Origin of the sequence: Bradyrhizobium sp. SPXBL-02 (genome assembly GCF_051853065.1) — a bacterium.
Classification (GTDB): Bacteria; Pseudomonadota; Alphaproteobacteria; order Rhizobiales; family Xanthobacteraceae; genus Bradyrhizobium.
Genome location: NZ_CP182474.1, coordinates 1,237,956 through 1,263,871 on the forward strand (window position 1 = coordinate 1,237,956; position 25,916 = coordinate 1,263,871).

The 25,916-nt window shown below is 65.3% G+C and carries 25 protein-coding genes; 7 read left to right on the plus strand and 18 right to left on the minus strand.

Annotated features, from left to right (window positions below):
* Positions 1-184: 184 nt before the first annotated feature.
* From ACNJYD_RS05805 to ACNJYD_RS05815, 3 genes are all read right to left on the minus strand, one after another.
* Positions 185-1,411 carry an ABC transporter substrate-binding protein gene (locus ACNJYD_RS05805; RefSeq protein WP_439365640.1) on the minus strand — a complete coding sequence of 409 codons (1,227 nt, stop codon included), beginning with the start codon at positions 1,409-1,411 and terminating at the stop codon, positions 185-187.
* A gap of 137 nt (positions 1,412-1,548) precedes the next feature.
* Positions 1,549-2,478, minus strand: a complete 930-nt coding sequence (locus ACNJYD_RS05810) for an alpha/beta hydrolase (RefSeq protein ID WP_260382002.1) — start codon at positions 2,476-2,478, stop codon at positions 1,549-1,551.
* Positions 2,479-2,714: 236 nt separating this feature from the next.
* Positions 2,715-3,284 (minus strand): alpha-ketoglutarate-dependent dioxygenase AlkB, encoded by a 570-nt coding sequence (locus ACNJYD_RS05815; protein WP_439365641.1) that lies wholly within the window; start codon positions 3,282-3,284, stop codon positions 2,715-2,717.
* A 79-nt stretch (positions 3,285-3,363) separates the two neighbouring features.
* Between ACNJYD_RS05815 and ACNJYD_RS05820 the strand changes: the two genes are divergently transcribed.
* Positions 3,364-3,504 (plus strand): hypothetical protein, encoded by a 141-nt coding sequence (locus tag ACNJYD_RS05820; RefSeq protein WP_165935896.1) that lies wholly within the window; start codon positions 3,364-3,366, stop codon positions 3,502-3,504.
* On the opposite strand, the gene ACNJYD_RS05825 is transcribed toward ACNJYD_RS05820, so the two are convergent.
* From ACNJYD_RS05825 to ACNJYD_RS05835, 3 genes are read right to left on the minus strand one after another with little or no spacing between them, the layout of a single operon-like run.
* Positions 3,501-5,087: an ATP-binding protein gene (locus ACNJYD_RS05825; RefSeq protein ID WP_439365642.1), complete on the minus strand. Its 1,587-nt coding sequence runs from the start codon at positions 5,085-5,087 to the stop codon at positions 3,501-3,503. The genes ACNJYD_RS05820 and ACNJYD_RS05825 overlap by 4 nt on opposite strands.
* A complete protein-coding gene (locus ACNJYD_RS05830; RefSeq protein ID WP_172784975.1) occupies positions 5,084-5,788 on the minus strand; it encodes a response regulator transcription factor in 705 nt (234 codons plus the stop codon). Before ACNJYD_RS05830 ends, ACNJYD_RS05825 begins: the two co-directional genes overlap by 4 nt.
* Positions 5,789-5,800: 12 nt before the next feature.
* Positions 5,801-7,303, minus strand: coding sequence for a DUF4153 domain-containing protein (locus ACNJYD_RS05835; protein WP_439365643.1), 1,503 nt, complete (start codon positions 7,301-7,303; stop codon positions 5,801-5,803).
* A gap of 188 nt (positions 7,304-7,491) precedes the next feature.
* Here ACNJYD_RS05835 and ACNJYD_RS05840 point away from each other — a divergent pair, with 188 nt between their 5' ends.
* A complete protein-coding gene (locus tag ACNJYD_RS05840; protein WP_439365644.1) occupies positions 7,492-8,835 on the plus strand; it encodes a glycoside hydrolase family 3 N-terminal domain-containing protein in 1,344 nt (447 codons plus the stop codon).
* On the opposite strand, the gene ACNJYD_RS05845 is transcribed toward ACNJYD_RS05840, so the two are convergent.
* The 4 genes from ACNJYD_RS05845 to ACNJYD_RS05860 all read right to left on the minus strand — a co-directional run bounded on the left by ACNJYD_RS05845 (position 8,832) and on the right by ACNJYD_RS05860 (position 14,136).
* A complete protein-coding gene (locus tag ACNJYD_RS05845) occupies positions 8,832-10,454 on the minus strand; it encodes an ABC transporter substrate-binding protein (protein ID WP_439365645.1) in 1,623 nt (540 codons plus the stop codon). The two genes, ACNJYD_RS05840 and ACNJYD_RS05845, sit on opposite strands and share 4 nt — an antisense overlap.
* 127 nt (positions 10,455-10,581) lie before the next feature.
* Positions 10,582-11,859 (minus strand): DUF892 family protein, encoded by a 1,278-nt coding sequence (locus tag ACNJYD_RS05850; RefSeq protein WP_212254122.1) that lies wholly within the window; start codon positions 11,857-11,859, stop codon positions 10,582-10,584.
* Between the two features lie 120 nt (positions 11,860-11,979).
* Positions 11,980-13,434 carry a dihydropyrimidinase gene (hydA, locus tag ACNJYD_RS05855; protein ID WP_212254123.1) on the minus strand — a complete coding sequence of 485 codons (1,455 nt, stop codon included), beginning with the start codon at positions 13,432-13,434 and terminating at the stop codon, positions 11,980-11,982.
* Between the two features lie 69 nt (positions 13,435-13,503).
* The gene (locus ACNJYD_RS05860) at positions 13,504-14,136 is read right to left on the minus strand and encodes a TetR/AcrR family transcriptional regulator (RefSeq protein ID WP_439365646.1); all 633 of its coding nucleotides are present in this window, start codon (positions 14,134-14,136) and stop codon (positions 13,504-13,506) included.
* Positions 14,137-14,239: 103 nt separating this feature from the next.
* Between ACNJYD_RS05860 and ACNJYD_RS05865 the strand changes: the two genes are divergently transcribed.
* The 3 genes from ACNJYD_RS05865 to ACNJYD_RS05875 all read left to right on the plus strand — a co-directional run bounded on the left by ACNJYD_RS05865 (position 14,240) and on the right by ACNJYD_RS05875 (position 15,588).
* On the plus strand, positions 14,240-14,935 hold the full coding sequence (locus ACNJYD_RS05865) for a PspA/IM30 family protein (RefSeq protein ID WP_172784968.1): 696 nt from the start codon (positions 14,240-14,242) through the stop codon (positions 14,933-14,935).
* A gap of 52 nt (positions 14,936-14,987) precedes the next feature.
* Positions 14,988-15,263, plus strand: coding sequence for a YiaA/YiaB family inner membrane protein (locus tag ACNJYD_RS05870; RefSeq protein ID WP_212254126.1), 276 nt, complete (start codon positions 14,988-14,990; stop codon positions 15,261-15,263).
* A gap of 118 nt (positions 15,264-15,381) precedes the next feature.
* Positions 15,382-15,588, plus strand: a complete 207-nt coding sequence (locus ACNJYD_RS05875; RefSeq protein ID WP_018648496.1) for a hypothetical protein — start codon at positions 15,382-15,384, stop codon at positions 15,586-15,588.
* 11 nt (positions 15,589-15,599) lie between these two features.
* On the opposite strand, the gene ACNJYD_RS05880 is transcribed toward ACNJYD_RS05875, so the two are convergent.
* The 4 genes from ACNJYD_RS05880 to ACNJYD_RS05895 all read right to left on the minus strand — a co-directional run bounded on the left by ACNJYD_RS05880 (position 15,600) and on the right by ACNJYD_RS05895 (position 19,361).
* A complete protein-coding gene (locus ACNJYD_RS05880; protein WP_439365647.1) occupies positions 15,600-16,058 on the minus strand; it encodes a DUF3237 domain-containing protein in 459 nt (152 codons plus the stop codon).
* A gap of 223 nt (positions 16,059-16,281) precedes the next feature.
* Positions 16,282-17,601: a TRAP transporter large permease gene (locus ACNJYD_RS05885; RefSeq protein WP_172784965.1), complete on the minus strand. Its 1,320-nt coding sequence runs from the start codon at positions 17,599-17,601 to the stop codon at positions 16,282-16,284.
* 2 nt (positions 17,602-17,603) lie between these two features.
* Positions 17,604-18,140 carry a TRAP transporter small permease gene (locus ACNJYD_RS05890; RefSeq protein ID WP_210268232.1) on the minus strand — a complete coding sequence of 179 codons (537 nt, stop codon included), beginning with the start codon at positions 18,138-18,140 and terminating at the stop codon, positions 17,604-17,606.
* A 204-nt stretch (positions 18,141-18,344) separates the two neighbouring features.
* Positions 18,345-19,361: a TRAP transporter substrate-binding protein gene (locus ACNJYD_RS05895; RefSeq protein ID WP_172785227.1), complete on the minus strand. Its 1,017-nt coding sequence runs from the start codon at positions 19,359-19,361 to the stop codon at positions 18,345-18,347.
* A 574-nt stretch (positions 19,362-19,935) separates the two neighbouring features.
* Here ACNJYD_RS05895 and ACNJYD_RS05900 point away from each other — a divergent pair.
* Positions 19,936-20,355: a PaaI family thioesterase gene (locus tag ACNJYD_RS05900; RefSeq protein WP_439365648.1), complete on the plus strand. Its 420-nt coding sequence runs from the start codon at positions 19,936-19,938 to the stop codon at positions 20,353-20,355.
* A 180-nt stretch (positions 20,356-20,535) separates the two neighbouring features.
* Here the strand turns inward: ACNJYD_RS05900 and ACNJYD_RS05905 are convergent, their stop codons facing one another.
* Positions 20,536-21,420 (minus strand): LysR family transcriptional regulator, encoded by an 885-nt coding sequence (locus ACNJYD_RS05905; RefSeq protein WP_439365649.1) that lies wholly within the window; start codon positions 21,418-21,420, stop codon positions 20,536-20,538.
* 122 nt (positions 21,421-21,542) lie between these two features.
* On the opposite strand from ACNJYD_RS05905, the gene ACNJYD_RS05910 reads away from it, so the two are divergent.
* A complete protein-coding gene (locus ACNJYD_RS05910; protein ID WP_439365650.1) occupies positions 21,543-22,181 on the plus strand; it encodes a pyridoxamine 5'-phosphate oxidase family protein in 639 nt (212 codons plus the stop codon).
* Between the two features lie 178 nt (positions 22,182-22,359).
* Here the strand turns inward: ACNJYD_RS05910 and ACNJYD_RS05915 are convergent, their stop codons facing one another.
* From ACNJYD_RS05915 to ACNJYD_RS05925, 3 genes are read right to left on the minus strand one after another with little or no spacing between them, the layout of a single operon-like run.
* Positions 22,360-23,091 carry an ABC transporter ATP-binding protein gene (locus ACNJYD_RS05915; protein WP_439365651.1) on the minus strand — a complete coding sequence of 244 codons (732 nt, stop codon included), beginning with the start codon at positions 23,089-23,091 and terminating at the stop codon, positions 22,360-22,362.
* The gene (locus tag ACNJYD_RS05920) at positions 23,088-24,857 is read right to left on the minus strand and encodes a branched-chain amino acid ABC transporter ATP-binding protein/permease (RefSeq protein WP_172784960.1); all 1,770 of its coding nucleotides are present in this window, start codon (positions 24,855-24,857) and stop codon (positions 23,088-23,090) included. The genes ACNJYD_RS05915 and ACNJYD_RS05920 overlap by 4 nt, the downstream gene beginning before the upstream one ends.
* 5 nt (positions 24,858-24,862) lie before the next feature.
* A complete protein-coding gene (locus tag ACNJYD_RS05925) occupies positions 24,863-25,903 on the minus strand; it encodes a branched-chain amino acid ABC transporter permease (protein WP_439365652.1) in 1,041 nt (346 codons plus the stop codon).
* Between the last annotated feature and the right edge of the window lie 13 nt (positions 25,904-25,916).

The following is a 25,916-nucleotide window of genomic DNA, read 5'->3' on the forward strand; positions in this document are numbered from 1 at the left end:
AGACGCGCTGGCCTCGCTTAAGCCGGAATGAGGCTATTTGGCGTCAGTGCGAGTTGAAACTGCTTCCGCGCACTCCGTCCTCATCCTGAGGAGCCCGCCTAAAGCGGGCGTCTCGAAGGATGGCCGCACGGAAAAGCTCTCAAATGCGACAGCACTGCGCCTCCAGGGGAGGGTCAGAGTCACCTCACCTTGCCGCACCTTCCGTGAACGCCGTCTCGATCACGTCCCCGAACTGCTGCCACGACCGGCCGTCGAACTGCACCAGCCGCATCTGCCTGATCGGCAGATAATTGTTCGGCGAGGTGCTCATCCGGATGTTGGGCAACGCCAGGGAGGGATTGACGTCCCTGAGCGAGGCCGCCTGGCGCATGATGTTCTCGCGCGAAAAATCGTCGCCGCATTGCTTCAGCACCTGCGTCAGTGCCTCGGCCGCGGCGTAGCCATAGACGGCTGCGCTATTGTTGGTGCTTTCGACCTGATGGTATTTGTCCATGAAGGCGAACCAGTCCTTCATGGCGGGATCGTTCTTCCAGGCCGGGTCGCTCGGATCCTTCAGGAAGGCTGCGGAGATCACACCCGCGGAATTCTCCAGCCCCGCGGGTGCCATCGCATTGGCGATCGAGGCGGAGGCATCGTTGACGATGAAGACCGGGCGCCAATTCATGGACGCTGCCAGCTTGATCACCTTGGATGCGGTCGAGGGCACGCCGAGGAAGACGAAGATATCGGCGCCGGCGCGCTTGAGGATCGAGATGTGCCCGTCGAGATGCTCATCGGCAAGGTCGAAGGCGATGTCGACGAGAACGTGGCGGTTGAGATCGCCAAGGCCCTCCTGAATCCCCTTGTACAGCATGCGTCCGAACTGGTCGTTCTGCCAGAGCACGACGATCTTCGTTCTGGGGTAATAGGCCTGGATGTAGTTGGCATAGATGCGCCCCTCCGACCGGAACGACGGCTGCCAGCCCATGGTCCAGGGAAACGCGTTCGGCTGGCTCAGCTCCTCGTCGCCGGTGGCAACGAACAGCTGCGGGATCTTCTTCTCGTTCAGGTACCGGCGCGTGGCGAGATTGCCCGGCGTGCCGAACGAGCCGAACATCAGGTGCACGCCGTCCGTCTCGACCAGCTTGCGCGTCAGCTCCAGCGCGGTCGCCGGATCGGAATTGTCGTCGCGGGTGATGAACCGGATCTTGCGGCCGTTGATCCCGCCGCGCGCGTTGACCATGTCGAAATAGGCCGCTTCCGCCTGGCCGATCGCGCCGAACTCCGACAGCGGCCCCGAATACGGCATGACATTGCCGATGCGGATCTCCTGGTCGCTTGCGGGTTGAACCGAGTGTTGCTGCTGCGACATCGCGCCCAGCGATGCGACGGCAATCGCGGAAACGAACAGCATCCTGCCGATGACGCGCATGTTCGATGCCCTGTGGTTGGCCCCCAGCGAGGTCGGCTCAATCCCCACCAAGGCCGCTTGATCTAGGTCAAGCGTTTGGCAATCGTGTGGCTGGGAGCGCGCTTCGATGAAAGCGGCAGGCGTGTTGCCGCAACGCGTTACGGCAACCCCCGCGCCTCCAACTGATGCACCAGCAGCAGCGTCGGCTCCGCGAGGCTCTCGCCGGAGCCATCGAGGCCGAAGGCGCTCGCGATGCCGTCGCGGCTGCGCAGCAGCGTGCTGCGCGGGCAATGGCCGGCGCCGCACAGCGTCTTCTTCAGGGTCTCGCCCTGCGCCACGAGGCCGGCGGAATCGTCCGCGGCCCAGGCCAGCACGATCGGCACGTCGACATTGAGGATGCCGGGGAACACCGAGCGCTTGTCGTACTGGGTGGCATCGCCGCCGAGATAGGCCTTCTCGCTGTCGCTGGCGTCCTTGCCGGCGCGGTAGACCCCGGACACCAGCACCACGCCGGCGACGTCGGCGCCGGCGGTCTGCAGCTCCGGATGCGCCAGCAGGGTGGCGACGTGGAAGGCGCCGGCGCCGTAGCCGACCGCGACGATTTCGCGGGCATCGCCATTGAAGAGGTCGATATTGCCGTGGACCCAGGACAGCGCCGCCGCCACATCGGACGCGCCGGCCGGCCAGGTCGCCGCGGGCGCCAGGCGATAATTGACCCGGACCCCGATCATGCCGTTGCGCGCGGCAAAGCACATGGCCTGATCCTGGATCTGGCGCGACAGCTCCGGCGCTCCGCGGTCGCCGGTGAAGGTGTCACCCGCCACGAACAGCAGCACCGGCCGCGGCGTATCGGCCTTGGTCGCGCTGGCCGCGACATCGAGCACGTTGGCCTCGCTCTCGCCATAGCGCAGGCCGCGCGAGAAGGTCACCTGCTCGCACAGCCGCGCGGTGCCGCCGGCGGTGGTGTCGGAATCGGTGAGGCCCACTTGCACGAGATCGGAGGGCGGCGGGAGCCGGCCCGGCACGGGTCCGTGCGCAGAGGCCGCGGTCATGGTCAGAAACAGGAAAAATGTCAGATAGTTCTTCATGGGTGTGGCGGCCTTGCGGGACTCGTCTTGGCTCGCAGATATGGCCCGTCTTTTCAATTCGTCTCATTAGTCCGCCGGCCTTGAGGCGAATTCGCGGCGCCTTGGCCGACACCGCGCGCAGCCGCCGTTTTATCCCGATCCGTCAAGCCGTTGTCCGGCGCCGCCGAGGCTCGCGCCGGATCTGGCGTTCTACTGTGCATGGGGTTGTTTTCGCAGTTTTTGTTTTGGACGGCCCGTCAGGCCCGCTTCATTGTCCGGAAGGTGATGGAGTAGCGAGGCGCCGCGACCGGCGGGATGCTGTGCTCCCATTGCGACCGCGCCTCGCCGTCCATCATGTAGAGCGAGCGCGGCAGGGCTTTGAGCGTGTGGCGCTCCCACTTCTTGCCCCTGCGACGGCGGAAGCGGAAAGCGCAAGGCGAGCCCAGCGACAGGCCGAGCACCTTGTCGAAGTGCGGCTTGTCGCGATGCCAGCCGATGCCGACGCCGACCTCGTATTCGGTGCACAGCACCTGCCGGACGCTGCCCTCCGGCAGCCCCGCCCAGGCCTCGACCTGGTGCGCGACCGGCCGCACCCAGTCCGGGATCGGATCGGCCTCGGCTAGAAGCTGCAGCGTGTAGTCGTAGCGATAGCCGAACGACGCCACCCGGCGGTTGCCCTCGAAGACGCCGAACTGAAAGCGCTGGAGCGGCAATGCTGCGATGCGGGCGATCAGATCCTGCTCGGTGGCACGATCGATAAAATCGTCCGTGTAGCGAAGGCCGGCCGGGCCTTCCTGCGGGTCGGCGAACAAACCTAGCTGCGTCATGCCTCGCATTTCCGTGATGGAACCTCTTTGCGGCTGATGCGACTTATCTATGACGCGGGAAGAAACGTGCGAGGCTGTCATGGCAGAGAAGCATACCGCCGATCCGGTTGAGATCATGCGGGCGACCGGTCATCCTGAGCTGGAATACGCCGCCGGCTGGACCATCGCCGGTCTCGTCACCATCGGCACCATCGTCGCCGCCTGGGTCTTTGCAATCTAGGCAACCGGAAACTGGAGCTCGAAGGCGGCCCCTTCGTCGGTCGGCTTCAGCCTGATCGAGCCGCCATGGCTCGCCATCACCGCGCGCGCGATCGCCAGCCCCATGCCGGTGCCGCCCTGGTCGCGGCGGGTGGTGAAGAACGCATCAAAGATCCTGTCGCGGTTCGGCGCCGAAATCGGCTCGCCGTCATTGCTGACCGTCACGAGCACGGTCGTCCGCGCGTCGACCGCCTCCAGCCTGATCGTCCCAGCCTTGTGCCGCACCGCGTTGTCGGCGATGTGCGACAGCACGATCAGCGCCTTCTCCGAGGACATGCCGATCGCCCGGTCGAGGCTGCCGCTGGCCTCGATCGCGCTTGCCGGAAACCGGTTCCTGAGATCGGCGATCACCGGCGCCAGCTCGGTGCGCTCGTTCTGCGGCAGGCTTTCGGCGCGGGCGAGCTCGCGCAGCCGCTGTGCCATCGCCTCCAGGCGCTGGGTGTCGGACAGGATGTTGGCGATGAAGGTCTTCTGCTCGGCCGGCGTCAGGCCCTCGGCCTTGCCCTGAACCGAATCCTGCAACAGCTCGGCCGCGCCCTTGATCGAGGTCAGCGGCGATTTCAGCTCGTGGGTGAGATGGGCCGAGAAGGTCGCGATATAGTCGGAGCGCCGCGCCAGCTGCTCGGCCATGCCGAGAAAGCTGTGCGAGAGCTGGGCGAACTCGCGGGTGCCGTAATGCTTCAGTGGCTGGAACGCCTCGCGGTCGCCGCGGCCGATTCTGGCGGCGCGGTCGATCAGCTCGCGCATCGGCAGCGTGATGGTGCGCGAGAACACGAGGCCGATCGCGATCGTGCCGAGGATCACCGCCAACCCCGCCAACACGAACTTGGCCCGCTCCTGGTAGAGGTGATCGAAAATGTTGCTCGGCGTCCGCGTCGTGTAGATCACCCCGGCGACGCGGTTGTTGACGATGACGGGCATCGCCGAGAAGACGTGCACGCCGAGGCCGCGGCTGAAGGAATAGATCGGCGGCGGCGGCTTGTCCGGCACGCGGTTGCGTAAAGTCGCGCGGTATTGCCCGTGCAGGGCGTCCGCGACCTCCTCGATATGGGCGAGCGACTGGCCGACCTCCTGCCGCCCGGCAATCACCACGCCCTGGGGATCGAGGATGCGAAAGCCGGCCAGCGTCACCTTCTGGGTCTCGCGGATGATCGGCGTCAGCCTGGCGCCGATCTCGACATAGGCTGCTTGCGCCGGCTTGGGCGCGGCCAATGCGTCGGGCCGCCGCCGCAAGAGGTCGTTCGCGGTGAGGTCGAGCGCGGGGCGGATCGGCGTGACCTGGTCGCCGGGATCGGGCAGCACGCCCGGCGGCACCTCGGCGCCGAGCATGAGGCCGCCGTCGAGCCGGGCCGCGACCTCCTGCGCATAGATCGTCGCCAGCACGCGGCTCTGCGCGATCAGCTCGGCCTGGGTCTGGCGGATCAGCTGGTTGTCGTAGAGACGGAAGAAGAACAGGCCGACCAGCGGCAATATTCCGACCGTCGCCAGCACCGTGAAGATCACGAGGGTGAGCGACGGCCGCCATTTGTCGGGCGCTGTGCTCATGCCTCTTTCTCGCAGCGGCCGAGCTTGAAGCCGACGCCGTGGATCGTCTCGATCACGTTGTCGCAGGAAAGCGCCGCCAGCTTGGCGCGGATGTTGCGGATATGGCTGTCGATGGTGCGGTCGGAGACCTGGATGTTGAGCTGATAGGCCGCGCGCATCAGCTGCTCGCGGTTGAACACCGATGTCGGCCGGGTCAGGAATGCGCGCAGGATGCCGAACTCGATCGCGGTCAGCTTCAGCGGCGTGCCGGCGAAGGTTGCGACGTGCTGTTCGGGATCGATCAGCAGGCCGCCTTGCGCGAGCGCGGTGGGCCCGGCCTTGGCCTCGCCATTGCGCGGGCTGAGGCGGCGCAGGATGACGTTGACCCGCGCCACCAGCTCGCGCGGGCTGAATGGCTTCGTCACGTAATCGTCGCCGCCGATCTCGAGGCCGAGGATGCGGTCGATCTCCTCATCGCGCGCCGACAGGAACAGGATCGGCACGTCGGAGCCTTTGCGGATCTCGCGGCAGACGTCGAGGCCGTCGAACTCGGGCATGCCGATGTCGAGCACGATGAGGTCGGGCCTGTCGGCGGCAAAGCGGAGAAGCGCCTCCTTGCCGTCGCGCGCCTCGATCACGTCCATGCCGGCCTTCTTCAGGGCGACGCGGATGACCTCGCGGATATGGCCCTCGTCGTCGACGATGAGAATGCGATGCGCCAAGAAACTCTCCGCTCACCCCGCCGGCTGATTGCCGGGCTGCATCTTGACCTGAGCATCGAGCCGGCGCTGCAGCCGCCAGCTTCGGAAGCCCCAGGCCCGCCAGGCGAGGTCCTGCCGTTGACTTTCTACAAGCCGATCTCGACGTCCCGCAAGACAGTAGTCGCCGCCGCGAAGCGCAATGACCTTGTCGATCGCAGGCAGCGCCTGCGGCCCGAGCGTGAGGAGGTAGTTGGCATCGATCTTCACGCCGTTCCCTCCAATTTCGCTGCTGTGCTTCAGATTATAGTCGGCAATGAATGCATCGAAGTTCATCAGCGAGACACTATAGAGCACGATCGTTAATGCGATCAGGTTGACGCAGACGAGCCACCGGTTGGACCGGTTGAGCGCGATGCGGGCCACGATCAGGATCAGTCCTAGCGCCACAAGGCCCATCCAGATGAAGGCCGCTATGCGCCAGTAGGTCAGCATGTAGATGCCGACGTAGAGATCGAGCCGAAGAATTGAGGAGGCGACCAGCAGCACGTTCTGCCCGACCCAGACATAGACCAGCGGCCGGATCACCTTCGATTTCTCGGCCGGCCCGCCCGGACGCATTGCCGCCAGCACGAAGGCAGCGGCGAGCAAAGCGGTGACGATCAGCGGATAGGCGCCGCGATGGGCGTAGGTCGCATAAGTCATGTTGTCGGGCAGCGCCACGTGCCCCCAGAGATAGATGCCGTCGAGAATGGACTGCGCCGCAAACAGCAGGTTGAACAGGATCAGCGAGCGCAGGATGGTGGAGGGGCCGAGAAACTCTGCCGAGACCATGGGCGGCAGCGGCGGTGGCACAGGGCCGTCGACCCCGGTGGTGGTGACCATCGTCTTGCGCCGCCAGCGCACATGGATGAACGGCCAGACCAGGGCCAGCATCAAGGTCCAGAACAGAACGCGCCACGTGTTGACATATTCGAGGATGACCTTGGGATTGAGCAGGGACACCCATTGCTCGATCACCGGATTGGCCGCGGCGAACAGTGCGACGAAGACGGTGCCGAGTGCCGCCGGCATCAGCCAGAGCGCGATGCCGCGGGTGAACGCCGACATGTTGAAGACCTGGGGCGCGTCGAGGAAGAACCTGAAGGGACCGAGCAGGAGGAAATTGCGCAGCGCACGGGCGCGTTCGGTGAGCTCGGTCGTATCAGGATTGGTCGCAAGCAACAGGGCCATCGTCAGCGACGCGACGAGGATCAGGAGCGACAGCGTGTTGAGCTCCTCCACGGCAGGGACGACGCCGAGCGTGAGGATCGCGCCGCCGATTGCCGCACGCCTGAAGTCCAGGGCCGCATGATTGAACAGCACCGACACGCAGGCGGTCGCGATCGCAAACAGCGTCAGCGACAGCCCGATCCGCTGGCCGTAGAACAGCCAGTCGGCGAGCGCGGCCAGCAGCAGCGCCATTGCAAGCTTGGCCGACAGCGCAGAAGGCCTGATCGGCTGGATGTCCGTCGTCGATGTCGAAGCCAGGCTCGTCATGTCCAGAAAGTCTCCGTGAATGGTGGCATCACGAACTCTGAACGGCGTTTGCGCAGAAGCCGCGGCCATCGTCTGCACGGTTTCAGGAGTCTTTTGCAGTTTTCGTGCAGGCGTGGTTTTGGCTCTCGCGCGGCGCGAAGTGCTTTGATAGGTGCGAAGCATTCATCGCTTTTCGCAAGTGACGCATCATGCAATTGCTCAACCGCATCGGTCTCATCCTGCTCTGGCTCGCCGCGCCGTTCGTTGCATTTCTGGCCGCGAACAAGAACGATCCGTATCTGCTCGTGTTGCGCGGCGCCGGAAACATCGCTCTTGTCGTCGCAAGCATCGCAATCGTCGTTCTCTTGCTGCGCAGAGGCCGCTGGCGCACCTTGGCCGGCAAGGCGCTCGTCGTGCTCTGGTGCTTGCCGCCTGTCTCGATGTCCGCCGCGCATCTGAAGTTCGAGCTGCGCAAGCACGACGTTCTCGGCGCCAGCGCCGTCGAGGCGCGGCAGCTCGGGCCTCACTTCATGGTCGGCTATTCCTCCTTTCCCGAGGTGGCGCGTCTTGCCGGGCAGGGCCTTATCGGCGGCGTCTACGTCACCCGGCACAATATCCGCGGCCGCACCATCGAGGCGCTGCGGGCCGAGATCGCGGCGCTCCAGGATCTCAGACGGGCAGCCGGCCTGCCGCCGCTGGTCGTCGCCGCCGATCAGGAAGGCGGCATCGTCGGGCATCTTGCACCGCCGCTGACGAAGGTGCCGGCGCTGGCGACGCTGACGGGGCTCGCCCCCGACGATCAGCAGGCCAAGGCTGAGGAATTCGGCCGCATTCACGGCCGCGAGCTTGCCGAAGTCGGCGTCAACCTCAATCTCGCCCCGGTGCTCGACCTCAAGCCGCCGGCGCGGCGCAACCGTCTCGATTTCCACACGCTGATCGGCCAGCGCGCGATTGCGACCGATCCCGCCGTCGTCAGCACCATCGCCAGCGCCTATGTGCGCGGGCTGGAAGAGACCGGCGTCGGCGCCACGCTCAAGCATTTTCCCGGCATCGGCCGCGTCCGCACCGACACGCATCATTTCAGCGCCAATCTCGACACGCCGGTGAAGGAGCTGGAGGCAGCCGACTGGCGCCCGTTCCGCGAGGTGCTGTCGCATTCGCGCAGCGCGCTCATGGTCGGCCACGTCACGCTCACCGCCGTCGATCCCGATCGCGCCGCCTCGCATTCGAAGCGCGTCGTCGATGGGATCATTCGCGGGACGTGGGGCTACCAGGGCGTGGTGATGACCGACGACCTCGTGATGGGCGCGATCTACCAGAACGACGTCTGCAAGGCCGTGGTCGAGGCGGTCAATGCCGGCGTCGATCTGTTGCTGGTCGCATATGATGGCGCGCAGTTCTACCGGGTCTTTGCCTGCGCCCTGCAAGGATCGCGACAGGGCAGGCTCGATGCGGCGATGCTGCATGCGAGCGCGGCGCGCCTGGAGCGCGGCTTTTCGACCGCGCAGGCGCGAGCTGCCTCACGCACCGTCAGCGTCGCCCGGCGGAACTAGCCTTTTGCGAACTGGCGGTAGTCCGGCTCGCGGTGAAACCAGAATTCGTAGCCGGAGACACCCTTTTGCATGGCAACGTCGTGGATCGGCTGGTTAAGCGGAACGACGGGAACGTCGCGCATGCAGAGCGCGATGAAATCCTTCACGCACCTGTCGTATTCCGCGGTATCGGTGGTGAAGCGCGCCTTGTCGATCAGGGCGTCCATCTCCTTGTTCTTGTAGGAGGAGATGTTGAAGATCGAGTTGTTGCCGTGGAAATTCCAGTAGAAGTAATATTCGGGATAATCGAGCCAGCCGCTGAAGCGGTTGAGCGCGAGAGGCAGTTCCTTCTTGTTCAGCGTCGTGCGCCAGTTCGCGCCGGGAATTTTCTCGATTCCCGCCTTGATGCCGATCTTGGCGAGGCTCTCCTGGATCAGGATCGCGGCCGGCTCGCCGACGGTGGCGGTGCCGGTGTCGAGCGACAGCGTGGTCTCCAGGCCGGATTCGAAGCCTGCTTCCTTCAGCAGAGCCTTGGCCTTGTCGAGATCGGTGACGTAAGGAAATGGCTGCGGCCAGACCGGCTTTGAGACTTCGGCGGCGCCGCCATACATGGGAACGGCGCGCCCGAAGAAGGCGCTGGTCTGGATCTGCTCGTAGGGCATGGCCCAGGCGATGGCCTGGCGCAGCTTGACATTGTCGAACGGCGGCTTGGCGGTGTTCAGCGCGACGTACCAGAGCGCGTTCGGGATCGGCACGCCCGAGACCTTGACCTTGCCCTCCCTGATGATCTGCTCGAAATCGCGCGGCGCAAAGCCGCTGGAGATATCCGCATCGCCACGCTCCAGCATGGCGCGGCGGGTGCCGGCGGAAGGAACGTCGCGTGCGATCACGCGCTTCACCTTCGGCAGCGGCCCGCTCTTCCAGTCGTCGAAGCGCGTCAGCACGGTCTCGCTGCCCGGCTTCCAGCTCTCGATCTTGTAAGCGCCGCCGCCGGCCTCGTTGTTCTTCAGCCAGGCCAGCGCCCACGGGTCTTCCGGAGTCGCGTTCTTCTTGGCGAGCTCGGAATTGATGATGAAGGGCACGACGACGGCGACGTTGAACAGCAGCATCTTGTCCTTGCGGACATAGTCGATGCGGAAAGTGTGGTCGTCGACCACCACGAACTGTTCCGGCTTCTCCAGCGACCCCGCCGACATCTGGAAGGTCGGAAAGCCACCGACCTTCACGGCCCGGTCGAACGACCATTTGACGTCCTTGGCAGTCACAGGCGAGCCGTCGTGGAATTTGGCATCCTTGCGAAGCTTGAAGGTGCAGGACATGCCGTCGGCGGAGACCTCCCAGCTCTCGGCGAGCTCGGGCGCGAGCTTCTCGCGGTCATACGACAACGTGCCGTCCGGCAGTGCCTTGGAGGCGTAGGTGAGCAGACGGTCGTAGCAATTCCAGGACAGGCCGTTCACGGTCTGGTTGGAGCCGACGCCCTGCATGTCCAGCGAGTTCGGCCCGAGCTCCTGCACCACCAGCAGCGTCTCGCTGCGCCCCTGCGCCCAGGCGAGGCATGGAGCAAATGCTGCCATACCGGCGACACCGAGGCCTCCGAGCACGACGCTGCGGCGGTTCAAATCGAGGGGTGAAACGCTCAAGGATACCTCCTGTCCGGAATTGTCCGGCATCGAGAGGCAAGGTGTATGCCACAGGCAGGACGTGCCAAGCCGCCCCGCAAAGCGCGAGGCGGCTTGGGTTCGACCGGATACGCGCTGCGCGATCGTCTTAGGTCTGTTCGGCCTGCTCCAGCGCGGCGGGCATTTTCGCGACCGACATCAGCGATCGCGCGACCTGGTTGAGCAGGAGATCGGCATTCTCTTCCTCGGCGAGGGATTTGGAGAGCAGGGCGACGATGGCGCTGTGGCGCAGCTGCTGCGCGAGGTTGCGCGCGGTGGTGTAGCCGGCCATCTCGTAATGCTCGACGCGTTGCGCCGCAGAGATCAGCGCGAGGTCGGCGGCCGCGTCCTCCTTCTCTTCGCCTTCCTTCATGACCTCCTGGCCTTCCTCGATCAGGCCCATCATGCCCTTGCAGGGCTTGGCGCGAGCGTTCTCGCCGAGCAGCTCGAAGCACTCGTTGATGCGCTCGACCTGATTTTCGGTCTCGGCCAGATGCTGCTCGAACAGTTCACGCAGCTGATCGAATCGGGCGGCCTGCGCCATCTTGGGAAGCGCCTTCGTCAGCTGCTTCTCGGCATGAAGAATATCGCGCAGCTCATGGAGCATCAGATCGGTCAGGCCGGCCTCGTCGACGGGCGGCGAACTCTCCGCGACGATCGACGGGGCAGCGCCGGGATCGGCGGACTGAAGCGCAGGCGATTCCGTGAACACCCAGTCCTCGCCTTCGTTCCAAGGACCGCGGGTGTCGATCTCGCCGTGATCACCGCTGCCGGTGGAATCATTGAAATACTGGTTCACGAGGCCCGGCGTCGGGGCGATCCGGCCGATGCTGAAGGCCGGCTTCGACAGGCTCTCGAGCGCGCGCGCGAACGCCTTCATATGCGTGATCTCGCGCGTCATCAGGAATTGCAGCGCGTCCTTGCTGCCGGCGTCGTCGCAGAAATTGATCAGGCGCTCGTAGACGATCTTGGCACGCGCTTCGGCGGCGATGTTGCTGCGGAGATCGACGTCGAGCTCGCCGGTGATCTTGAGATAGTCGGCGGTCCAGGGATTGCCTTGCGAGTTGAACAGATTGACGCCGCCTCCGCCGGCGATCGCAATCAGCGGATCGGCCTCCGCGGCCTGGCGGTCGTTCCGCGAGGGCGCAAGATGCATCCGGGCGAGGCAACCGACGACCTCGAGATGGCTGAGCTCTTCGGTGCCGATATCCATCAAGAGGTCCTTGCGGTCGGGATCCTCGCAATTCAGTCCCTGAATCGAATATTGCATCGCAGCCGCAAGTTCGCCGTTGGCGCCGCCGAACTGCTCGAGGAGCATATTGCCGAAGCGCGGATCGGGTTCGTCGACGCGCACGGTGAACATCAGCTTCTTGACGTGGTGATACATGGAGGGACTCGCGTGCTGGAGGGAAATATGCGCGACAACGAGGCCTCCGGCCGTTCGTTCCTAAGTCTCTCCGAGATTGAGGCTGTCGTTGCCCGGACGTCTGCCAGCGAGCGCGATGGCTTATGGTGTTACCGCGCTGCGTGCGACGGCGCGCGGAGCCGTCAGTTCCTTCCAGGTCGAATTTGCCACATGCACCGGCGAGAAGGCGGGACGTTCGACGTAGCGCCCGTCGCCGGCCTCGGCGCGCAGATCGCCATCCTTCCAGACGATACGGCCGCGCGACAGCGTTGCGGCCGCACCGCCGGTGCAGGCAAAACCCTCGAACACGTTGTAATCGATCCGGCTCATCTGCCGCTTGGCGCTGATGGTCTTGCTCGCCTTGGGATCCCACACCACGATGTCGGCATCCGAGCCCACGGCGATCGCGCCCTTGCGCGGATAGATGTTGAGGATGCGCGCGATGTTCGCCGAGGTCACCGCGACGAATTCCTCTTTCGTCAGCCGCCCGGTGGCGACGCCCGCGGTCCAGAGCAGCGCCAGGCGATCTTCGAGGCCGCCGGTGCCGTTTGGGATCTTCCTGAAATCGCCGCGCCCGAACCGCTTCTGCTCGGTGGTGAAGGCGCAATGGTCGGTCGCAACCACCTGGAGCGAGCCGGCTTGCAGGCCAGCCCAGAGGCTGTCCTGATGCGATTTGTCGCGGAACGGCGGCGACATCACGCGCTGGGCGGAATGATCCCAGTCCTTGTTCTGGTATTCACTCTCATCCAACAGCAGATGCTGGATCAGCGGCTCGCCATAGACGCGCTTGCCCGCGGCGCGTGCCCGCGCGATCGCCTCATGCGCCTCGCGGCAGCTGGTATGCACGATATAGACCGGCGTGCCCGTCATATCGGCGATCATGATGGCGCGGTTGGTGGCTTCGCCCTCGACCTCCGGCGGCCGTGAATAGGCGTGGCCTTCCGGGCCGGTGACGCCGCGCGCGATCAGCGCCTCCTGCATCAGGGCGACGACGTCGCCATTCTCCGCATGGACAACAGGCATGGCGCCGAGATGGGCGCAGCGCGCGAACGAATTGTAGAGCTCGTCATCGTTCACCATCAGCGCACCCTTGTAGGCCATGAAGTGCTTGAAGGTGTTGATGCCGTAGGTTTTGACCACGGTCTCCATCTCGTCATGGATCTGCTTCGACCACGACGTCACCGCCATGTGGAAGCCGTAGTCGCTGGCCGCCTTCTCGGATTTGTGCCGCCACTCCTGATACGCCGCGAGCATGGATTGGCCGGGATCGGGCAGGCAGAAATCCACCACCATGGTGGTGCCGCCGCTCAGCGCCGCCTTGGTTCCGGATTCGAAATCGTCGGCTGTGACGGTGCCCATGAACGGCATTTCGAGATGGGTGTGCGGATCGATCCCGCCCGGGATGACGTAGGCGCCGCCCGCATCGATGATCTGGCTACCGGTCGGCGCATCGAGCGATGCGTCGATCGCGACGATGGTCTCGCCGTCGATCAGCACGTCCGCGCGGCGCGAATGATCGTGATTGACGACGGTGCCGCCGCGGATGAGGAGGGGCATGAGGCACTCCGAGAGGTGAGGGACGGCTCGAAGGCTAAGCGCGCTACTGGCGATGCGACAGGTGAAATTTTAGTCAGCCGCCGCCGCTCCTTTTTTCACATCGCGCGCGACCAACCCGTCGATCATCGCGCGCACAAGGCCCGCGATCTCCTTGCGCAGCGCCGGCAACGGCACCGCCACCAGCTTCTGCTCCAGCCCGAGCGCCACCATGCCATGCACGGCCGAGAACAGGCTGCGCGCGGTGATGCCGAGTTCCTCCGGGCTGCGCCCGGGAAACAGCGCTGCCAGCGGCTGGTAGATATGACGGAACAGCTGCATCTGGTCGTGCACCGACCAATCCGGCACCAGCTTGCCCGTCTCCATGCGGTGCTCGAACAGCGCGCGCCAGAGCTGGAGATTTTCGGCGGCGAAATCGCAATAGGCGAGGGCGATGCGGACCAGGGATTCCGGTGGCGATGGCTCGCCCGCACGCGTCGCGAAAGTCAGCGCCTCGTCGAGCCGGAGCAGTGTGCGCGAGCCGACCCGCAGGATCAGCTCGTCGACATCAGCCACCAGATTATAGACCGCGCCATTGGCGCAGCCGATCTCGCGGGCCAAATCGCGGGTCTTCAGGCCCGCCAACCCCCGCTCAGCGATCATTTGCTCGGCCGCCTGGATCAGGGCGGTCCGCAATTTCTCTCGCCGTTCCAGAGCTTTAGCCATCTTTAACCAAATCCGTGAGCGTCGCTCAAATTTTTATTGAACGAAGTTCAAGATTCCTGCTACAAAGAAATTGTGAGCAACGCTCATAGACAGGGAGCAACCAATGTTCAAGACCGTCGTGACCCTCTTCCGCGGCAGCGTCGCCGCTGCGGGCGAGGAACTGGAAGACCGCACCGCCCTTCTGATCCTGGACCAGCAGATGCGCGATGCGGCCGCAGCCGTCGAGCGCAGCAAGCGCACGCTGGCGCTGGCGATCGCGCAGGACCAGCAGGAAGGCCGAAAGCTCGAGGCCACGAACGCGCGCATCGCCGATCTCGAGACCCGCGCCGTTGCGGCGCTGGATGGCGGCCGCGAGGACCTCGCCAAGGAGGCCGCCGAAGCCATTGCGGCCCTGGAGGCCGACCGCGATGCGGCCATGACGGCGCGCGCGCTGTTCGCGACCGAGATCGCCCGGCTGAAGCGCCACGTCGCCAACGCGCAGGCCCGTATCACCGAGCTCGATCGCGGTCGCCGGATCGCGCGTGCCTCTGACGCGGTGCGCTCGCTTCGCCGCAGCGGCATCGAGGCCGCGCGCCCCTATGAATCGACATTGCCGGAGGCGGAGGGCACGCTGAGGCGTCTGCGCGAGCGGCAGATGGAGGCTCAGGCGGCCGACGATGCCCTGGTCGAGCTCGACGCGGCCACCGGTCCGCTCGCCACCGCCGAAAAACTCGCCGAGCAGGGCTTTGGCCCCCGGCTCAAGACGACCGCAGACGACGTGCTGGCGCGGTTGAAGTCCAAGCGCATGCCGGCGGCCTGAACTCACGCCTGAAGCCGAACGCAATCATCATTCGAAACAACAGGAGACGATCATGAATCAAACCGGCCAGCCCCACAGCGGCGCCTGGGTGAGCTTTACCTACGCGTCCTTCGCAGCGTCCGCCTTCCTCGTCGCCATCGGCATCTTCTTCCTGCCGATCGACCTCTGGATGAAGGGTTATCTCACCATGGGCATCGTGATGATGATCCAGACCTGCGTCACCCTGACCAAGACCGTGCGCGACAATCATGAGAGCAGCCGCCTCGTGAACCGCATCGAGGATGCCAAGGCCGAGCGGCTGCTGATGGAGGTCTCCAAGGCGGCGTGAGGAGCGAACGGCCCCGCCGCAATGTGGGGCGGCGGGGCCCCTGCGGCAGGACGGGCGCATTGTGCTTCGCGAGCAGGTGCGATATGGCTCTCGCGCTTTCCAGAGGCGGAGACGAGCTTTGTCGAAACAATCCCTGCGCGAGGAGGCCGAGCGCCTGATCCGCGAATCGATGGAAAAGAAGACCATCGTGGTCAAGCAGGGCTCGACCCGTATCGAGGCCGTCTGCGGCAAGTGCGGAGCGCCGAACCGGGTGCAGGCGGAGAAAGGCCAGACCCGCGTCAAGTTCGCCTGCAAGAACTGCGGGCACAAGCAGGAGACGTTGTAGGCATCTTCGCCTCACATCACCTGATGCACGTCGATCACGACGCGATCCGCATGGCGCGCCGCTGACGCCACGAAGATGTGCTCCATCAGCCAGCGGTACTTCTCGTGCCCGGTCTCGAATTTCGGCACGGTGCGGAAATAGATCAGCTTCGGATCGACCGGCTCGCCGCGCTTGAGCTTGTGCAGCAGCTCGACCGGGCCGAAGCGCATACCTCTGTTCTCGACGTAGACGGTCGCACCGTCGTCGGTCTCGAAGGCGTATTTCGCCTCGAGATCGATCAGCTCGTTGGGCCGGATGGTCTGGAAGTCCGCGCCGAACGGGAGCACCTTTCCCCGGACCGCGCCCGTCACCTCGCCGCCGATGATCGGAATGATGCGGCGGACGCCGATCCCGGTCTCGCCGGCGGTGACGACGTCGCCGATCCGCGCGGTGATGGTGAAGACGTATTTCGTTTCGAGGATAGGGGCCATCGGTCACTCCAACTTTCATGTTAGAAGGCGCCGCCTTCTTCGCCTCTCCCCGCTTGCGGGGAGAGGCCGGAATGCGCGCGTAGCGCGGATTCCGGGTAAGGGGGAGTCTCCGCGAGTCCAACTGCCAGCGTCCCCGCGGAGGCTCCCCCTCACCCCAACCCTCTCCCCGCAAGCGGGGCGAGGGGGCTTACTGCCGTCGCGGCGACTGTCTCGACTCAAAGCATCAATGCGCCATCATCCGCGTCGGCAGCCAGGTCGCCAGCAGCGGGAAGGCGATCAGGATCACCAGCCGCACCAGGTCCGTTGCCACGAACGGGATCACGCCCTTGAAGATCGTCGAGAATGACACGTCCTTCACCACGCTTTTGATGACGAAGACGTTCATGCCGACCGGCGGATGAATCAGGCCGAGCTCGACGGTCATGACGATGATGACGCCGAACCAGATCGGGTCGAAGCCGAGATGCATGATCACCGGGAAGATGATCGGCACGGTGAGGATGATCATCGCCATGGCGTCCATCAGGCAGCCGAGCACGAGATACATCACCATGATCAGGGCCAGCACGCCGTAGGGACCAAGGCCGAGCCCGGTGAGGAATTCCGTCACCTTCTGCGGCGTCTGCGTCACCGTGAGGAAATAGCCGAAGATCAGCGCGCCGATCAGCACCGTGAACACCGCAGCCGCGGTGCGCGTGGCCTGCAGCAGCGAGGCCAGCACCTTCTCGCGGTCGAGCCGGCCGGTCAGCACGCCGATGATGAAGGCCCCGGTCGCACCGACGCCGCCGGCCTCGGTCGGCGTGAAGCGCGGCAGGAAGGGCAGGCCGTAGAGGCCGCCGATGACGAAGATGAACAGCAGCACCGGTGCCCAGATCTCCTTCAGCCCGGCAAAGCGCTCGCGCCACGGCGTCACCTTGCCTTTCGGCAGGAAGTCTGGGCGGAAATAGCCGATCAGGAAGATCGTGATCATGTACATGGTCATCGCGAGCAGGCCCGGGATGATGCCGGCGATGAACAGCTTGCCGATGTCCTGCTCGGTGATGATGCCGTAGACCGCGAGCACGGTGGAGGGCGGCAGCATCGCCCCCAGCGTGCCGCCGGCCGCGATCACGCCGGTGGCGAACGACTGCGGATAGCCGAACCGGCGCATCTCGGGATAGGCGACGGCGGAGAAGGTTGCGGCGGTCGCCACCGACGAGCCGCAGATCGCGGCAAATCCGCCGCAGGCACCGACGGTGGCGATGCCGAGCCCGCCGCGCAGATGTCCGACGAAACCGTTGGCGGCGCGGAACAGCTCGCGGCTCATGCCGGAATGGGACACGAACGAGCCCATCAGCAGGAACATCGGGATGACGCCGAACGTGTAGTCGGTGACCGTGCGCATCGAGGTCTGGCCGACCAGCTTCAGCGCGGCAGTCCCGTTGACGAGATAGGCGAATCCGGACACGCCGACGAGGCCCATGGCCATGCCGACCGGCACGCGCAGCAGCATCAGGACGAAGAGGGAAACGAAGCCGATTACGGCGACGGCATCGGTGCTCATGGTTACTCCGTCGCCTTGATCTTGGGGTCGTGCATCTCTTCGGGATGGAAGATCAGCCGGTAGGTGCGGATCGCGATCAGCAGCACGGCGCAGACGTCACCGATCCAGGCGACCGCGAAGAACGGCCAGGTCGGCATGTGCAGGTCGAAGGTCTGGACGTTGTCGTTGTAGGTGCCGCGCACCTTGTCGAACAGCGTCCAGGTCTGCACGGTCACGACGAAGAGCAGCACCAGCGTCGCGAACACGTCGATCCAGCGCTGATGGCGCGGCCCGACATTGCCCCAGACCAGGTCGACCGTGATGTGGGTGCCGCGATAGGAGGTCGCGGCGATGCCCCAGAAGATGAGGATGCCGAGCAGCATGCGGCCGATGTCGAAGGAATCAGGGATCGAATAGTTCAGCGTGTTGCGCAAGAGCACCGACAGGAAGATGTCGAGCGCGACGATGCCGACGAAGCCGGCCGCGATCCATTCGATCGAGTCGATCACGCGATCCATCCAGGAGCGCCTTGCGGGGTGTGTTCCGTCGTGTGCTGTCATTGCTTGATCCCGACTCCAGCGGCGGCTCTTCGCCTCTCCCCGCGCGCGGGGAGAGGCCGCATCGCATCGGAGATGCGATGCGGGTGAGGGGGACTCTCCGCGAGTCCATCTCTCACTGTTTTTGCGGAGGCAGCCCCTCACCCCGACCCTCTCCCCGTAAGAACGGGGCGAGGGGGAAGAGAAAGTCGCCGCGCCGGCGCCGCGTCACTCCGCCAGCGCGTTGTACTTCTTCAGCGAGGCCTTGAGCTCCGCGAGCGTCGCATCGGGATCGGCGCCGGCCTTCTTGGCGCCGTCGCCCCAGGTCTTGACCAGCGGTTCGGCGGCCTTCTTCCAGGCCGCGATCTGCTCGGGCGTCAGCTTGTAGACCTCATGGTTGGATTCCGCCTTCACCTTGTCGATGCCGGCGTCCTCGAACTTGCCCCAGTGCTCGCCGACCGCGCCCGCCGTCTCGACCGTGCAGTTCTTGTCGATCGCGGCTTTCTGCTTGTCGGACATCGCATTGTACTTGTCCTTGTTGATCACGAACACGAAGGTCGTGGTGTAGAGCGGCGCCTCCATGTCGTACTTGGTCACCTTGTCGATGCCGAACAGCACCAGGGAGCCCCACGGGAAGGTGACGCCGTCGGCGACGCCGCGCTCGATGATGTCGCGCACTTCCGGAGCCGAGGACTGCACGTTGGTGCCGCCGAGCGAGGTGACGAAATTCGCCATGGTGGCGTGGGCCGGGCGGATCTTCAGGCCCTTCACGTCCTCGGGGTTGACGATCTTCTTGGTGCGGGAATGGAACGAGGAGGGCGAGTGGACGAAGGCGAGGCAATATTTGACGTCCTTCATCTCCTTCTCGGCAAATTTGCGGTACCAGGCGTCGAGCCCCATCGAGCCGCCCTTGGCGTCCGAGATCAGGAACGGCAATTCCCCGGCGCCGATGATCGGGAAGCGGCCGGGCTGGTAGCCGGGATTGACATAGGTGACGTCGGCGATGCCGTCGCGCGCCATGTCGTAATGGTCGAAGGCCTTGCCGAGCTGCTGGGCCGGGAACACCTTGCCCTTGATGGTGCCGCCGGAATCCTTCTCGACGGCGGCGGCCCAGTCTTCCAGCGATTTCTGCAGGGGATGCGAGGCCGGCACCCAATGCGAGATCTTCAGGTCGAAGGTCTTGTCCTGCGCGAGCGCTGGGCTCACGCTTGCTGCCAGCAGCAAGGCCAGACAGGCTTTCCTCATCACGCGTCTCTCCCTTTTGCGACGGCGGGCTTCGTTGGCCCGGTCTCGTTAATTAACATGTTATCTAATTGGCCGGCGCGTTCAAGCCGGAACTGAGGCGCGCGGTGTCGCGCCATCTACGTCAGCCATGTTGCATGGACTTGTCGCTGCTCGGGCGACGACCGCTCTCCCCTTTGCGCAAACGTTATATGGTATAATTATCGTCTGCGAGCCCGTGCGACAAGCAGGCCCCGGACCCAGAGCCTACAGGATCGGGCAGAGCAAGTATTGCGGGCAAAGGTCGCAATCAGCGGAGCCGGGCCGGCCGAATTGCTGCTTGGGCAACTGTCATGCCCCGCGAAGGCGGGGCATCCAGTACACCGCGGCCTTTCGATTTCAATCACTGCCGTCTCTGGAATACTGGATCACCCGCCCCGGTGCGCCATTGCGCACAAGGCGGGTGATGACAGTCTTGGTGAGGCGACGGCGGAGCTCGTTTCAAACACCTGCACAAATTCCGTTTAAAGCTTTGTAGGTGATGCATTCGCCGCTTCATTCGCTTCCAATGCGGCCAAAGCAATGAAGCGAGATTGCCATGACCTTCACCGACATCCCCGCCGGCTACGGGCCGCATTTCCGCAAAGCGCCGTTGACCGATCCCTGGGAGCCGCTCTATTCGAAGAAGACCGACAAGGGCGTCACCGTCGGACTGCGCCTGGCGACGCCGCACACCAACGCCCGCGGGCTGATTCATGGCGGGCTGATCGCAGCGCTCGCTGACGCCGCCATGGGCTACAGCTGCGCCCAGGCGACGGGCTGGACGACGTCGTTCGTCACCATCTCGCTGTCGGTCGACTATGTCGGCGCCGCCGAGATCGGCCAGTGGCTCGCGGTCGAGGGCGAGGCGATCAAGACCGGGAACACGATCTGCTTCGCGCAGTGCCTGGTGAAGGCGGACGACGCCGTGATCGCGCGGGCCAGCGGCACGTTCCGGGTGGTGCCGAAGAAGGGATGATGCTCGTGAGGTCGCCGCGATGTCGCCCCTTGCCCCGTCATTGCGAGCGTAGCGAAGCAATCCAGACTGCCACTGCGGAAAGACTCTGGATTGCTTCGCGGAGCCTGTCATCGGGCCGCGCTACGCGCGGACCCGTTGGCTCGCAATGACGATGTGGAGATAGCGGGGCGGGACACGCACTCACCCAAACCGCCACTCCGCCGTCTCCACCACGAGATCGATGAACGCGCGCACCTTGGCCGAAAGCAGGCGCGAGGTCGGATAGACGATGTGGATCGGCAGCGCCGGCTGCTCGAATTTCGCCAGCACGATCTTCAGGCGTCCGCGCTTCAGGCCCTCGGCGGCCTGATAGGCCAGCACCCGCGTCACGCCGCCGCCGGCCTCGGCATATTGCAGGGCGGCGTCGGCGCTGTTGCTGATGAAGCGAGGGGACAGCGGCAGCCCGATATCGCGGCCGTCGCGCAGGAAGCGCCATTCGGACCAGGGGCCGAACTGGATGGTCTGGTGCGTGGCGAGCGCTTCCGGCGTCTTCGGCTCGCCATGCCGCTTCAAATAGCCGGGCGCAGCCACCACGATCCGCCGCATCTCGCCGACCTGGCGTGCCACCAGCGAGGAATCGGCGAGATGGCCGATCCGCACCGCTGCATCGACGGCGTCCTCCACGAGATTGACGAGGTGGTCCGACAGCCGGAGCTCGGCCGTGACCTCGGGATAGCGCTTGAGATAGGCGGTCATGACTGGCCCGACATGCAGCCGGCCGAAGCCGGCCGGCGCCGACACGACGAGGCGCCCGCTCGGTCGGTTGCGCTCCTCCCGCGCCGAGCCGTCAGCCTCCTCGACATCGGCGAGGATGCGCCGAGCTCGCTCCAGATAGCGCGTGCCGACGTCGGTCAGCGTCACCTGCCGGGTGGTCCGCTGCAGCAGCCGCGCGCCGAGATGTTCCTCGAGCGCCGCGATCAGCCGCGTCACCGCCGACGGCGAGAGGCGCAGCTTGCGCGCGGCCGGCGCAAAGCCGCTGAGATCAGCGACCGTGACGAAGACGTGCATGGCTTCCAGGCGGTCCATGGGACATTATTGCATATATAGCAATGATGAAGTGTCAAGGTGCTCGATTGTTTTAGGCGCCGAAAGGTCCAGATTAGGCGCGAAAGACGCAAGCATGCGCCGGAATTTCAGGAGATGTTCCGATGACGGCAGTACACACCTATGCCAGCGATGTCGCCTTCTCGCCGGCGGTGAAGACGATCCAGGCCCGCAAGGGTTCGCGCGAGGCCTATGCACGCAGCGAGCAGCGCGGCTGGCGCACCGAGGTCGACGACAATCTCGCCGCCTTCCTGGCCGACGCCAATAGCTTCTACTTCGCCACCGCTTCAGCCGACGGCCAGCCCTACATCCAGCACCGCGGCGGCCCGAAGGGATTTCTCAAGGTGCTGGACAAGCAGACGCTCGCCTTCGCCGACTACGCCGGCAACCAGCAGTTCATCACGCAAGGGAACCTCTCGGAGAATCCCAAAGCCTACATCTTCGTGATGGACTACGCCCACCGCCGCCGTGTGAAGATCTGGGGCGAGGCGCGCGTGGTCGAGGACGACGAAGCCCTGACCACGTCACTGATGCCGAAAGGCTACCGCGCCCGCCCCGAGCAGGTGATCCTGTTCAAGATCGCGGCCTGGGACACCAACTGCCCGCAGCACATCCCGCAGAAATTCGACGCGTCCGACGTCGCGGCCGCGCTGGCGGCGAGGGATGCGAGGATCGCGGAGCTGGAGGCGGAGGTTGCGGCGCTGAAGGGTGAGAAGGCGAGCTTAGCCTCCAACGAAAGCTAAAGCAGCCTGCGCGGTGCACCCTCTCCCCTTGTGGGAGAGGGTGGCTCGCCGCGGAGCGGCGAGACGGGTGAGGGGTCTCTATCCTCACGAGCAATCTTGCGGGTGGAGAGAACCCCTCATCCGGCGCTTCGCGCCACCTTCTCCCACAAGGGGAGAAGGGAAGAACAGCGCTATATCGCTAAATCACACTTTCACCTTCGTGCTGGAAGCCGAGATAGCTCGCCGCGACCCGCTCGTTGGCCGCGATGTCGCTGGCCTTGCCGCTGAGCACGAACTCGCCGAGCTCCATCACATAGGCCTGGTCCGCGATCTTCAGCGCGGCCTGCGCGTTCTGCTCGACGAGCAGCACGGAGACGCCGGCGGCGCGGAGCTCGGTGACGATGCGGAAGATGTCGGCGACGATGATCGGGGCAAGGCCCAGGCTCGGCTCGTCCAGCATCAAGAGCTTCGGCTCGCCCATCAGCGCGCGGCCCATCGCGAGCATCTGCTGCTCGCCGCCGGAGAGCGTGCCGGCGAGCTGCTTGCGCCGCTCCTTCAGCCGCGGAAACAGCGCATAGACCCGCTCGATCGAGGCTTTCGCCTTGCTGCGCTCGATCCGGAACGCGCCCAGCTCGAGATTGTCCTCGACATTCATGGTCACGAACAATTCGCGGTGCTCGGGAACGAGACCGAGCCCCATCGCGACGCGGTCCTCGATGTCGAGCCGGGCGAGATCCTGCCCGGCAAAGGCGACGCGGCCTTTCAGCGGCAGGATGCCCATGATGGCCGAAAGCAGCGTGGTCTTGCCGGCACCGTTGGCGCCGACGATGGTGACGATCTCGTTGGTGCCGACCTCGAGCGAGACCGAACGCACTGCCTCGACCTTGCCATAGGCGACATGCGCGTCGGTGACGGACAACAGCGTGCTCATGCCGCCACTCCGAGATAGGCCTTGATCACTTCGGGATTGGTCTTGATCGTCGCCGGCGTGCCTTCGGCGATCTTGGTGCCGAAATCGAGCACCACGATGCGGTCGGCGAGGTTCATGACGAAGCCCATGTCGTGCTCGACGAGCAGCACGCTCATGCCGCCGTCGCGCAGCTCGCGGAGCAGCGCGGCGAGCCGCTGCTTCTCCATGTGGCGCAGGCCCGCCGCCGGCTCGTCGAGCAGCAGCAGCATCGGGTCGACGCACAGCGCGCGGGCGATCTCGACGATGCGCTGCTGGCCGAGCGAGAGCGAGCCTGCCAGCTGGTGCATCTGCTCGGTGAGGCCGACGCGCTCGATCTGCCGGGCGGCCTCGGCGAGCAGCTTGGCTTCGTCAGCGCGGTCGAGCCGCAGCATCGAGGAAACCGGTCCGGAATGACCGCGCAGATGTGCGCCGATCGCGACATTCTCCAGCACGGTCATGTCGGGGACGAGCTTGACGTGCTGGAAGGTCCTGCTGATGCCGAGCTTGACGATCTCCTGCGGCGGCGCGTTGTCGACCTTCCTGCCGAGCACCGAGATCGAGCCCGACGTCGCCGACAATACGCCGGTGATCAGGTTGAAGGTCGTGCTCTTGCCGGCGCCGTTCGGGCCGATCAGCGCGACGATCTCGCGGGCCTGGACGTCGAAGGAGACGTTGTTCACCGCGACCACGCCGCCGAACTGTTTTCGCGCCTTCTCGACCTGAAGCAGGACACCGGCCTCGGTGGGCGCGCGGGCGCGATGCTCCAGCTTCAGCGAGGTGTCCGGCTTCTCGCCATCGGTGCGCTCGGGGAAGAACGACATCAGCCAGGGCCAGAGTCCGCCGGGCGCAAGTTGCAGCAGCGCCACCAGCATGATGCCGAACACGATGGTCTCGACCTGGCCGGAGCCGGGCAGGATCAACGGCAGATAGCTCTGCAGCACCTCTTTCAGGATCACGACGATTGCCGCCCCCAGCACGCCGCCCCAGACATAGCCGGCGCCGCCGACCACGGCGATGAAGAGATATTCGATGCCCATATGCGCACCGAACGGCGTCGGGTTCACCGCGCGCTGGAGATGGGCGTAGAGCCACCCGGACAGGCCGGCGAGCACCGCGGCATGGATGAACACCAGCAGTTTGGCCCGCGGCGTGTGGACGCCGAACGCCTCGGCCGCGACATGGCCGCGGCGTAGCGCACGGATGGCGCGGCCGGTGCGGGAGTCCAGCAGGTTCATCGTCAGCAGGGCCGAGAGGATCACGGCGACCCAGATCGCGTAATAGATCGAGCCGGGCGAGAGCATCTTGAACGTGCCGATCGACAGCGGCGGGATCGCTGAGATGCCGTCGTTGCGGCCCAGAAACTCCAGCTTGCTGAACAGGTAGAACAGTCCAAGCCCCCAGGCGAGGGTGCCGAGCGGCAGATAGTGCCCCGAGAGGCGCACGGTGATCAGCCCGAGCAGCACCGCGAGCGAGCCGCTGACCAGGAGCGACAGCGGCAGCGTCAGCCAGGGCGACAGGCCGTAGGCCGTCGACAGCACCGCGGTGGTATAGGCGCCGAAGCCGACGAAGGCGGCCTGGCCGAACGAGGTGAGGCCGCCGACGCCGGTCAGCAGCACGAGGCCCATCGCGACCAGGGCCGCAAGGCCGATATTGTCGAGCAGCACGATCCAGAACGGGGGCACGCCCGGGATGAACGGGATCGCCGCCATGACAAGTGCAAAGACGAGGATGGGAAGCCGGCTCTGCATCGGGCTCAGTCCTTCTCTTCCTCGACCGCGGGCGCGGCGAGCGAGCGCAGCAGCAGCACGGGGATCAGCAGCATGAAGACGATCACCTCCTTGTAGTTGGAGGCATAGAAGGACGAGAACGCCTCGACGATGCCGACCACCAGCGCCGCGACGGCGGTGAGGGGATAGCTGACGAGGCCGCCGATGATCGCGGCGACGAAGCCCTTCAGCCCGATCAGGAAGCCGGAGTCATAATACAGGGTCGTGATCGGCACGATCAGGATGCCGGAGAGCGCGCCGATCACGGAGGCCAGCAGGAAAGCGATCTGGCCCGACAGCGTGGTGCGGATGCCCGCGAGCCGTGCCCCGAGCCGGTTCACGGCAGTGGCGCGCAACGCCTTGCCATAGAGTGTCAGGCCGAAGAACAGCCAGAGCCCGACGATGAAGGCGATGGTGATCGCGTAGACGGTGATGCTCTGGCCGGTGAAGCGCAGCGCGCCGGCGGTGAAGGCGCCGGACAGCACGGCAGGCCCGCGCTGGCCTTCGGCGCCGAAGAACAACAGGCCGAGGCCCTGCAGCGCGAGGTGGACGCCGACCGAGGCGATCAGCAGCACCAGCACCGAGGTGTGCGCCAGCGGCTGGAAGGCGATGCGGTAGAGATAGACGCCGATCATCGCCACGATCACCAGCGACAGCGCGATGCAGACGGCGACCGGCGGCTTCTGGGCGGAGAAATACAGCGTCAGCGCCAGCACGATGCCCGGCAGCACGACATTGGCGGTGAAGCTGCGCGCGATCAGCCGCCCATGCAGCGCCTTGCGCGCGACGAACAGATCGAAGGCGAAGGCGCCGATGCCGAGCGCCAGAGCGAGCTTAGCCGTGCCCGGCATCTGGCCGGCGGCCAGCGAGGCATAGGTCAGCGCGCCATAGGTGACGAATTCGCCCTGGGGAATGAGGATGACGCGGGTGACGGCGAACACCAGCACCAGCGCCAGGCCGAGCAGCGCGTAGATTGCGCCATTGGTGATGCCGTCCTGCAGCAGGAACAGCATGATGGTGGTATTCAAGACCGGACGCTCC

What these genes read in the sequence shown, in the direction of transcription:
- ACNJYD_RS05805 (WP_439365640.1), bottom strand. Translation starts at nt 1,411, where the DNA reads ATGCGCGTCATCGGCAGGATGCTGTTCGTTTCCGCGATTGCCGTCGCA.
- ACNJYD_RS05810 (WP_260382002.1), bottom strand. Translation starts at nt 2,478, where the DNA reads ATGAAGAACTATCTGACATTTTTCCTGTTTCTGACCATGACCGCGGCC.
- ACNJYD_RS05815 (WP_439365641.1), bottom strand. Translation starts at nt 3,284, where the DNA reads ATGACGCAGCTAGGTTTGTTCGCCGACCCGCAGGAAGGCCCGGCCGGC.
- ACNJYD_RS05820 (WP_165935896.1), top strand. Translation starts at nt 3,364, where the DNA reads ATGGCAGAGAAGCATACCGCCGATCCGGTTGAGATCATGCGGGCGACC.
- ACNJYD_RS05825 (WP_439365642.1), bottom strand. Translation starts at nt 5,087, where the DNA reads ATGAGCACAGCGCCCGACAAATGGCGGCCGTCGCTCACCCTCGTGATC.
- ACNJYD_RS05835 (WP_439365643.1), bottom strand. Translation starts at nt 7,303, where the DNA reads ATGACGAGCCTGGCTTCGACATCGACGACGGACATCCAGCCGATCAGG.
- ACNJYD_RS05840 (WP_439365644.1), top strand. Translation starts at nt 7,492, where the DNA reads ATGCAATTGCTCAACCGCATCGGTCTCATCCTGCTCTGGCTCGCCGCG.
- ACNJYD_RS05850 (WP_212254122.1), bottom strand. Translation starts at nt 11,859, where the DNA reads ATGTATCACCACGTCAAGAAGCTGATGTTCACCGTGCGCGTCGACGAA.
- hydA (WP_212254123.1), bottom strand. Translation starts at nt 13,434, where the DNA reads ATGCCCCTCCTCATCCGCGGCGGCACCGTCGTCAATCACGATCATTCG.
- ACNJYD_RS05860 (WP_439365646.1), bottom strand. Translation starts at nt 14,136, where the DNA reads ATGGCTAAAGCTCTGGAACGGCGAGAGAAATTGCGGACCGCCCTGATC.
- ACNJYD_RS05865 (WP_172784968.1), top strand. Translation starts at nt 14,240, where the DNA reads ATGTTCAAGACCGTCGTGACCCTCTTCCGCGGCAGCGTCGCCGCTGCG.
- ACNJYD_RS05870 (WP_212254126.1), top strand. Translation starts at nt 14,988, where the DNA reads ATGAATCAAACCGGCCAGCCCCACAGCGGCGCCTGGGTGAGCTTTACC.
- ACNJYD_RS05880 (WP_439365647.1), bottom strand. Translation starts at nt 16,058, where the DNA reads ATGGCCCCTATCCTCGAAACGAAATACGTCTTCACCATCACCGCGCGG.
- ACNJYD_RS05885 (WP_172784965.1), bottom strand. Translation starts at nt 17,601, where the DNA reads ATGAGCACCGATGCCGTCGCCGTAATCGGCTTCGTTTCCCTCTTCGTC.
- ACNJYD_RS05890 (WP_210268232.1), bottom strand. Translation starts at nt 18,140, where the DNA reads ATGACAGCACACGACGGAACACACCCCGCAAGGCGCTCCTGGATGGAT.
- ACNJYD_RS05895 (WP_172785227.1), bottom strand. Translation starts at nt 19,361, where the DNA reads ATGAGGAAAGCCTGTCTGGCCTTGCTGCTGGCAGCAAGCGTGAGCCCA.
- ACNJYD_RS05900 (WP_439365648.1), top strand. Translation starts at nt 19,936, where the DNA reads ATGACCTTCACCGACATCCCCGCCGGCTACGGGCCGCATTTCCGCAAA.
- ACNJYD_RS05905 (WP_439365649.1), bottom strand. Translation starts at nt 21,420, where the DNA reads ATGGACCGCCTGGAAGCCATGCACGTCTTCGTCACGGTCGCTGATCTC.
- ACNJYD_RS05910 (WP_439365650.1), top strand. Translation starts at nt 21,543, where the DNA reads ATGACGGCAGTACACACCTATGCCAGCGATGTCGCCTTCTCGCCGGCG.
- ACNJYD_RS05915 (WP_439365651.1), bottom strand. Translation starts at nt 23,091, where the DNA reads ATGAGCACGCTGTTGTCCGTCACCGACGCGCATGTCGCCTATGGCAAG.
- ACNJYD_RS05920 (WP_172784960.1), bottom strand. Translation starts at nt 24,857, where the DNA reads ATGCAGAGCCGGCTTCCCATCCTCGTCTTTGCACTTGTCATGGCGGCG.